Below are 6,551 nucleotides of genomic sequence, written 5' to 3'. Positions count from 1 at the left end.
TCTGCTCCTAGTACGAGAGGACCAGAGTGGACGAACCTCTGGTGTACCGGTTGTGACGCCAGTCGCATCGCCGGGTAGCTATGTTCGGAAGGGATAACCGCTGAAAGCATCTAAGCGGGAAGCCTACCTCAAGATAAGATTTCCCTAGGAATTTATTCCTCTAAAGAGCCGTTCGAGACTAGGACGTTGATAGGTTGGATGTGGAAGCATAGTGATATGTGAAGCTGACCAATACTAATTGCTCGTGAGGCTTGACTATACAACACCCAAGCAGTTGTATATAAAGCATCAATCGATTCATAAATCTACAAAGCAACTTGATTTAGTTATTCCACTAGATAAAATGAACACAATCAGATTCAATCAGCCCAATCTGTAAAGATTTGGAAAACGCTTCGGCAGTCAATAAGACCAAAGCAAGTATCCATAAACAGTTGTGCTGGCGACCATAGCAAGAGTGAACCACCTGATCCCTTCCCGAACTCAGAAGTGAAACCTCTTAGCGCTGATGGTAGTGTGGGGTTACCCATGTGAGAGTAAGTCATCGCCAGCTCATTATTCTAAACACCCCCAACTAAACTTGGGGGTGTTTTTTATTGCGCGGTATAAAGTGAAAATTTAATTCATGAGTCAATAAATCTTTTTGATCATGCTTAATCGATTATTAGATATAACTCAAAATAACCTTAATATTATTTTAGAAGATTAAATTACTACTTTTCTCATGAAATGCTGAGTCAATATATAGGATAAACTATTACTATATGCTATAAATAATGAATAGGCATGATTTTTGCTTGTTTTTTGGAAAGAGAAATATATGAAATTATCTGTTGGATTGAAAGTTGCGAACTCTTTATCGTTAACACCTCAATTGCAGCAGGCAATCCGTTTACTGCAGCTCTCAAGTTTAGAATTAGAGCAAGAAATTCAAATTCAATTAGATAGTAATCCATTACTTGAAAAAGTGGAAGATGAATCAATAGCAGAAAGTTTATCCACTTTAGAAAAAAAAGAGGCAGATGATCTTACTACAGAGTTAAATGCAAACCATTTACCTGATGATTTACCTGTCGATACGGAGTGGGATGACATTTATACCCATCAGTCTACAGCTCTGGCTACACCTGAATTTGAAGAGCGTGAGGATAACCGTCAAGTTCAGATGACACTTAAAGAGTATATGTTAGAACAAGTCAATTTATTGCATTTTTCAAAAATAGATCAGTTGATTGCTTATTGTATTGTGGATGCCTTAGATGATAAGGGATTTTTAGATGCTGAGATAGAAGAGATAATCTTAGCTGTACAACATCTATTAAATGATATGGATATTGAGGAAGATGTTGAGGAAGATGAAGTTTTAGTTGTTTTAAAGCATATACAACGGCTTGATCCAATTGGTATTGGTGCTCGTAATCTTGCCGAATGTTTAAAAGTTCAGTTAGAGTTTTTACCTAAAGAAACTGAATATTTAAAAGAAGCTAAAAATCTTCTTCAATATTATGAGTTATTGATTGCGAATGATCTCAATAAATTATTAAAACAAACAGGTCTTTCTAAAGATCAGTTAAAGTTTGCAGTTGATTTGCTAAAAACACTAAAGCCTTACCCAGGTATGGATTTTGAAAAGCAAGAATCAGAATATCAAATTCCTGATGTAGTAGTTGCTAAGAAGGATTTACATTGGCAAGTTCAGTTAAATCCTGATGTGATGCCAAAACTAAGAATTAATTCTTTTTATTCGAGTATGATTCGTAGGGCAGATCAGAGTGATGATAATTTATATCTGCGTAATCAGATGCTTGAAGCTAAGAATTTTATAAAGAGCATTGATGAGCGCCATAAAACTTTATTAAAAGTTGCGACTTGTATTGTTGAGCATCAAAAAGCATTTCTTGAAATAGGTCCTGAAGCAATGAAACCGTTGGTACTACGGGACGTTGCTGAGGAAGTGGAATTACATGAGTCTACAGTTTCTCGGGTCACAACAAATAAATATATGCTAACACCACGTGGACTTTTTGAGCTGAAATACTTCTTTTCTAGTCACGTGGGAACAACAACAGGCGGGGAGGCTTCCTCTACCGCCATTCGAGCTATGATTAAAAAGTTGGTATCCAATGAAAATCCACGTAAGCCATTGTCTGATAATGCAATTGCTGCTTTATTAAAAGATGAAGGGATAGAAGTGGCTAGAAGGACTGTAGCAAAATATCGAGAATCGTTACATATTCCATCGTCATCCGAAAGAAAAGTCTTGATCTAGATTTTGAAGTATGACTATTCTAGATATTCATTATGACGAAATAATGAAATTTCAATTTCACCAAAAGGAGTAGCTAGAATGATTTAATTGTCCCAAATCATCTTTTTTAGATTGCATTAAATCGTTTTAGTTCTTCTTTATATAACCCAAAAAGGTGAGGGATAGAATTATGCAAATAACGATTCGTGGACATCATTTAGCAATTACACCAGCTATAGAAGAAAATATTAAAGCAAAATTTAATCAGTTAACAAAACATCTTGATCAGGTGAATAGTATGCAGATTAAATTAACCAAAGATCATCAGATTGATAAGCGATCGCATAAAGGTAGTTCTAATCATGTGGCCGAAGCAATAGTCCGGTTACCGGGAATTGAACTATTTGCTCAAGCAACAGCAGATGATATGTATACTTCAATTAAAAAACTGACTGAAAAACTAAAAAAACAATTGTTAAAATATCGGAAAATGCAATGTACGTATTCACAAGTTGCTGTTTCTATTTAATAAGTTTTTAATAATTGAGAGAGGCTTGAAATATAGCCTCTTTTTTATTGATAAAATATAAACACGTACTGAATTCTTTGAAAAAGTTATAGTAAAATACTTCGTTTTACACCGTAGGTTGTGCCAGAGGTCTTTGCAATGAATAGTGAACAGCTCACTCAAATTTTAAAAGAAGCTTTTCCTGAAGCGGAAGTAGCGGTGAGCGGACAGGCTGGAAAATTTGACCTCCGTATTGTGGATGATCAATTTGAAGGTAAGCGTACTGTTGCCCGTCAACAAGCAGTTTATGCACCATTAAATACTTATATTGCAAGTGGCGAGGTTCATGCCGTAACAATTCGTGCGATGACCAAAGATGAATGGCGCAAAGCAAGCCTTTTCGGAGCTTAAATATTAATGGATAAATTTTTAATTACGGGCGGTGTTAAGCTCGAAGGGGAAGTACGCATTTCTGGTGCTAAAAATGCGGCTTTACCATTACTTGCGGCAATGATTCTTGCTGACTCTCCAATTACATTAACCAATGTTCCAAATCTTAAAGATGTAAATACTTTGGTGAAATTAATTGGTGGTTTAGGCGTCACGATCAGTTATGAGAACGATACCGTTAAAGCTGATACCTCGACTTTAGATAACCAGTTTGCGCCTTATGAACTTGTAAAAACAATGCGTGCATCTATTTTGGTTTTAGGACCATTATTAGCGCGTTATGGAAATGCCAAAGTTTCATTACCTGGCGGATGTGCAATTGGCTCTCGACCAGTAGATCAACATTTAAAAGCCTTAGAAGCGTTAGGTGCTCATATCGAAGTCGAAAATGGTTATGTCCATGCGACTGTAGATGGTCGACTTAAAGGCGGTGAAGTAGTCTTCGATATGGTCACTGTCGGCGGTACTGAGAATATTTTAATGGCGGCTGCTTTAGCGGATGGTGTAACTACAATTCGTAATGCTGCGCGTGAACCTGAAATTACCGACCTTGCCCAAATGCTTATTAAAATGGGCGCAAAAATTGAAGGTATAGATACCGATACACTCGTTGTTACTGGTGTTGAAAGTCTACATGGTTGTGAATATGCAGTTGTTGCAGACCGTATTGAAACAGGTTCTTACTTGGCTGCAGCGGCTATTACTGGTGGTCGTGTAAAAACAACACATACTGATCCTTCATTACTTGAATCTGTTTTGGACAAGTTTGAAGAAATGGGTGCTGAAGTGACTCGTGGCGACGACTGGATTGAATTGGATATGTTGGGTAAGCGTCCTAAAGCAGTAAGCTTTAGAACATTGCCGCATCCTGAATTCCCGACTGACATGCAAGCACAAATTATGGCTGTAAATGCAATTGGTCGTGGCTTTGCAACGATTTCCGAAACCATTTTTGAAAATCGTTTCATGCACGTTCCTGAATTGTCACGTATGGGTGCTAATATTCAGGTTGAAGGTCATGATGCTGTTGTGACTGGTGTTGAAAAATTACAGGCAGCACCTGTAATGGCAACAGATTTACGTGCTTCATTCTCTTTGGTTTTAGCGGCTTTGGTTGCTGAAGGTGATACATTAATTGACCGTATCTATCATATTGACCGTGGCTATGAGCATGTCGAAGAAAAACTTCAAGGTTTAGGTGCCAAAATTAAGCGAGTAAGTTAATGAATGACGTAAGAAACGATGATCCTAATTTTAACGTAATGGGTAATTTTGATCATGGTTTGACCTTGGCACTGAGTAAAGGACGTATTTTAAAAGAAACTTTACCTTTACTTGCTACAGCAGGTATTAACCTGCTTGAAGACCCGGAAAAATCGCGTAAGTTAATTTTTCCTACCACTCACAAGCAAGTTCGTATTTTGATTTTACGTGCATCTGATGTGCCAACTTATGTTGAGAATGGTGCAGCTGACTTAGGTGTAGCCGGTAAAGACGTGCTTATGGAACATGGTGCTCAGCATGTTTATGAGCTATTAGACCTGCAGATTGCGAAATGTAAATTAATGACAGCTGGTAAAGTAGGAATGGAACGTCCAAAAGGTCGTCTTAAAATTGCGACTAAGTACGTCAATCTAACACGTCAATACTATGCGAGCTTAGGTGAGCAGGTGGATGTTATTAAGCTTTATGGTTCTATGGAGCTGGCACCACTCGTTGGTTTAGGTGATTATATTGTTGACGTCGTGGATACCGGAAATACTTTGCGAGCAAATGGTCTTGAACCATTAGAAGAAATTTGCAAAGTATCTTCACGCCTTATTGTTAATAAAGCGAGCTTTAAACGTAAACAAGGCTTATTAAACCCTATCATTTCCCAACTTGAACATGCTGTTCAATCACGTTAAAAGTAATTTCCTATCATGCTTTTGCGATAGTTGTAGATATGATGCCCACAAGAGTCTAGAAAAAGAGTAAACTTGGTTTTTCTTTTTCGCCTTGTGGGTAAATTGATGCGACGTTTATCGACTCAAGATCAGAACTTCAAACAGGTTTTTGCCGAGCTTTTAGCTTTTGAAACTGTTAATGATCCTAATTTAGTTCAAACAGTAGATCAAATTATTGCTGATGTTCGTCAGCATGGTGATGATCATGTTTTAAAACTTACTCAACAGTTCGATCGACATCCAGCGCATCAATTTTCCGATCTAGAATTGTCTCAACAACAACTTAAAGCTGCTTTTGATGGTTTAAACCAAGAGATTCGTGAAGCCCTACAACTCGCGGCTGATCGTATTCGTACATTTCATGAGGCTCAGAAACAAGATAGCTGGACTTATGTAGATGATTTAGGTAACACCTTAGGACAAAAAGTGACTCCACTTGACCGTGTTGGTATTTATGTACCAGGCGGACTTGCATCTTATCCTTCATCTGTACTTATGAATGCAGTGCCTGCACATGTGGCTGGTGTACCTGAAATTATTATGGTTGTGCCTGCGCCAAATGGTGAACTAAATCCACTCGTTTTAGCTGCTGCTTATTTAGCTGGTGTTAGCCGAGTATTTACTATTGGTGGTGCACAAGCTGTTGCTGCTTTAGCTTATGGTACTCAGACCGTTCCACGTGTTGATAAAATTACGGGCCCTGGAAACCGATTTGTAGCAGCAGCAAAACGTGCTGTATTTGGTCAGGTTGGTATCGATATGATTGCTGGGCCTTCTGAAATTTTAGTATATGCAGAAGGTGTAAATAACGCTGAATGGTTAGCGATGGATGTATTATCTCAAGCTGAACATGACACAGTGGCTCAAGCTATTTTCATTACTCCAGATGAAGCATTGCTAGAAGCTGTAGAGTCTGCAATTGAAAAACATTTAAGTGAATTGCCAAAAGCTGATATTGCACGTACATCGATTGAAAATCGTGGGGCTTTAGTTTTAGTAAAAAACCGTGTAGAAGCTGTTGATTTGATTAATCAGGTTGCACCAGAGCATTTGGAGTTATGTCTTGATGATGCTGAAGCAATGAGCGAAGACATTCGTCATGCAGGGGCAATTTTCATGGGACGCTATACACCTGAAGCAATTGGTGATTACTGTGCTGGTCCAAACCACGTATTACCAACATCTGGTACAGCGCGCTTCTCATCGCCACTTGGTGTATATGATTTTCAAAAGCGTTCTAGCTTGATTATGTGCTCAAAAGAGGGCGTTAAAACATTAGCTAAGACGGCTGATGTCCTTGCTGTTCAAGAAAATCTTGATGCCCATGCACGTTCGGCTCGTTATCGTTATCAATAAGCTTTAAGCCTTTTAGTATTTTTAATGATTATTCAGGGCTGAC

General features: G+C 38.2%; 6 protein-coding genes and 2 rRNA genes. All 8 read left to right on the top strand.

The annotated features are described in order from the left end of the window. Positions 1 to 259: ribosomal RNA gene (locus J582_RS0104730) — 23S ribosomal RNA — on the top strand; the annotation flags it as partial. A gap of 179 nt (positions 260 to 438) precedes the next feature. Next, positions 439 to 553 (top strand): 5S ribosomal RNA (gene rrf, locus J582_RS14045). A gap of 267 nt (positions 554 to 820) precedes the next feature. Then, positions 821 to 2,269, top strand: coding sequence for an RNA polymerase factor sigma-54 (locus J582_RS14040; RefSeq protein ID WP_032048112.1), 1,449 nt, complete (start codon positions 821 to 823; stop codon positions 2,267 to 2,269). Positions 2,270 to 2,438: 169 nt separating this feature from the next. Beyond that, positions 2,439 to 2,777 (top strand): ribosome hibernation-promoting factor, HPF/YfiA family, encoded by a 339-nt coding sequence (hpf, locus tag J582_RS14035; RefSeq protein WP_001167461.1) that lies wholly within the window; start codon positions 2,439 to 2,441, stop codon positions 2,775 to 2,777. A gap of 138 nt (positions 2,778 to 2,915) precedes the next feature. Further along, positions 2,916 to 3,167 carry a BolA family iron metabolism protein IbaG gene (ibaG, locus tag J582_RS14030; RefSeq protein ID WP_002050455.1) on the top strand — a complete coding sequence of 84 codons (252 nt, stop codon included), beginning with the start codon at positions 2,916 to 2,918 and terminating at the stop codon, positions 3,165 to 3,167. Between the two features lie 6 nt (positions 3,168 to 3,173). Beyond that, positions 3,174 to 4,430: a UDP-N-acetylglucosamine 1-carboxyvinyltransferase gene (gene murA / locus J582_RS14025; protein ID WP_004710509.1), complete on the top strand. Its 1,257-nt coding sequence runs from the start codon at positions 3,174 to 3,176 to the stop codon at positions 4,428 to 4,430. Next, the gene (gene hisG / locus J582_RS14020; RefSeq protein WP_002050281.1) at positions 4,430 to 5,113 is read left to right on the top strand and encodes an ATP phosphoribosyltransferase; all 684 of its coding nucleotides are present in this window, start codon (positions 4,430 to 4,432) and stop codon (positions 5,111 to 5,113) included. Before murA ends, hisG begins: the two co-directional genes overlap by 1 nt. Positions 5,114 to 5,218: 105 nt before the next feature. Beyond that, positions 5,219 to 6,508, top strand: a complete 1,290-nt coding sequence (gene hisD / locus J582_RS14015) for a histidinol dehydrogenase (RefSeq protein ID WP_032048111.1) — start codon at positions 5,219 to 5,221, stop codon at positions 6,506 to 6,508. The last annotated feature ends 43 nt before the right edge of the window (positions 6,509 to 6,551 follow it).

The sequence above is a fragment of the Acinetobacter sp. 1566109 genome, assembly GCF_000582255.1.
In the GTDB taxonomy this organism is placed as follows: Bacteria; Pseudomonadota; Gammaproteobacteria; order Pseudomonadales; family Moraxellaceae; genus Acinetobacter; species Acinetobacter nosocomialis.
This window is presented reverse-complemented; position numbering and strand designations above follow the sequence as displayed.